Here is a 2,524-nt window from a genome sequence, read left to right on the forward strand (position 1 = left end):
ACCCAGGTGGGCCCGCATATACTCAGCGGTGTAGCAGTCCTCCGCGTCCCGCTCACCGGTAACGGCCCGCACCTCGTTCTGAGAGGAAGCCTCCGCCGACTCCCGGGCAAATTCGCCATACTTTTTCTTCAGCTCCCCTGGGTCTGCCCCAGCCACCAAGTCGCTGAGGATTCGATGAATCGAAGTATCCGGATAGCGCCGGATAGGAGAGGTAAAGTGGCTGTATTCCCCCAGATCCAGGCCAAAATGGCCCAGCTCCCGGTGGTCGTACCGGGCCTTGTCCATAGTGCGCAGAATACGGGAATTCACCACCTGCTCCTTGCTGCCGCCCTTCACCCGGTCCAGCACCGCCGCAAAATCTTTTGTGCCAGGGGTGCCCCGCTTCAGCTCTTTGCAGGGTACAGAGAGCCTGTCCAGCAGGTCGCACAGCTCCACCACCCGGTCGGGGTTGGGCTTTTCATGGACCCGGTAGAGGAAGGGCACCTGGGCGTCTAGAGAAGCCTTGGCCGCGGCAATATTGGCCGCAATCATCAGCTGCTCAATCAGCTCCTCCGCCGGACCCTGGGTGCGGGGCAGCAGGTCAATACACACCCCATTCTCGTCCAGCACAAACTTCGTCTCGTCACTGGAGAGATTCATCTGCCCCCTGGCCTTGGCGTTCCGGTCCAGAATATCCGCCAGTTCCTTGGCGGTGTCCAGGCTGTCCCGCACCGGGGCGTATTTATCCAGAATATCCTGTCCGGCGCTGCCATCCAGAATCTGGTTCACTTCGCGGTACACACCCCGAACTTTGGAGTTGATCACCGTCTTTTCAAAACGATAAGCAGTCATATGGCCCTCCTGGTCAAAATCCATCAGGGCCGAGAAGGTCAGCTTTTCAGTACCGGCATTTAGCGAGCACACCCCGTTGGAGAGGGCTTCTGGCAGCATGGGGATAACCCGGTCCGCAAAGTAAACAGAGGTGCCCCGCAAAAAGGCCTCCTGGTCAATGGGCGTACCCGCCTTTACATAGTGAGACACGTCCGCAATGTGCACCCCCAGCGTATAGCCATCTACAGTTTTGTGGGCGGATACCGCGTCATCCAGGTCCTTTGCGTCCGCACTGTCAATGGTAAAGACCGGCTCGTCCCGCAGGTCCAGGCGGCTGTCAATGTCTGCCTGGGTGACCGTCATTTTGCTGATCTCCTCTGCCTGGGCCAGCACCTCCGCTGAAAACTGGGTGGGAATACCACAGCGCTCGATAATAGCGTCCGCGCATACCCGGGCCCGGTCGCCGGTGCCGAACACCAGCTGTACCGCTGCCTGGCTCCAGTCCCCCCGGCCGTCCTGACGGGGCTCCAGAAGTACCTTGTCCCCGTCTTGGGCCCCGTTTAGGTTGGCGGCGGGCACCACCATGTCATAGCGAATAGGCCCGTCCGGAGTAACCCGAGCCCCGGCCTCGTCCACATGTACCGTGCCGGTTATCTTATTCTCCGCCCGCTTCACCACCCGCCTTACCCGGCCGCTGGGTCCACGGTCTCGCTTTTGCAGGTCACAAAGCAGCACCGTATCTCCCAAAAACGCGCCGTTCAGGTCCCGGCCTGGAACGAAAATATCCTCGCCAGTCTTGGGCCTGGCAAAGCCGAAACGCTCGGAAATCGATACCAGCGTGGCCTCCACTTCCCGGGCAGGGGGAGCCAGCCGGGCCCAGTGGTCCTTGTCCACTTTCACCTCGCCCTTTTCCTCCAGGCTGTGCAAAGCCTGGTAAAAGGCGTCCTTATTGCTGACGCCGGACTCTCTTTGCAGAGACTTGGAGGGCACGCCGTCTCCGCCGCAGCGCTTCAACGCGGCCACAATAAGCTTTTCTTCCATGGTTGTGGCAGCGCTGGGCAGCTGATAGCTCTCCACGCTGGAGGGGCCGCTCACTCTCGAATGGCCCGACGGCCGACCGCTGAACTTACGGCTGGAAGATTGATTTTTTCTCATAATATGATTCTCCTTTTTACTGTAACTAAAGCATTGGCGGTTGGAACCAGGCTGTGTATACAGAGCCCGGCTTTTTGTTGTCACCCGGTTTCCACTGAATCAAAATCCATCCGTCCGGCATTTGCAGCGCACCGGCTTCCAGGACATGCTTGATCTAATCCAAATTGTCCTTTTATCCAGTAATGATGTTTAGGGTCTCCTGGTCCGGCTGCCACAGGTCCGGTGCCATAATAACCTTGCGCCCCGCCCGGTGTCAAACATCAACCCGTCCATATCCAGATAACATTTACAGCCCCCTCACCAGCTCCTTGAAGTGCCTGCCCCTGGCCTCAAAGCCCGGGTACATATCAAAGGATGCGGACGCCGGGGACAGGGACACCACGTCCCCGGGCTTTGCCGCGCCCCGGGCCAGGGCCACCGCCTCTTCCATATTCTTGGCGTGCAGAATCTCCGGTGCGCCCTCCTGGTAATCCTGGGTTTTCCTCACCGCCGCCTCAATCTTCGGCCCCGTGTCCCCCATCAGCACCAGGGTCTTGACCTTCTGGCAGACGGCGGGCCC

General features: G+C 59.5%; 1 protein-coding gene and 1 pseudogene. Both read right to left on the reverse strand.

Features of this window, described 5'->3' with window-relative positions; genetic code table 11:
* On the reverse strand, nucleotides 1-1,965 hold a 1,965-nt coding region (locus tag ACTO5E_RS10770; protein WP_482303546.1), incomplete at its 3' end, for a ribonuclease R family protein.
* Between the two features lie 286 nt (nucleotides 1,966-2,251).
* Nucleotides 2,252-2,524: pseudogene (gene murD, locus ACTO5E_RS10775) on the reverse strand (UDP-N-acetylmuramoyl-L-alanine--D-glutamate ligase); the annotation flags it as partial.

The sequence above is a fragment of the Acutalibacter sp. genome (genome assembly GCF_056800975.1).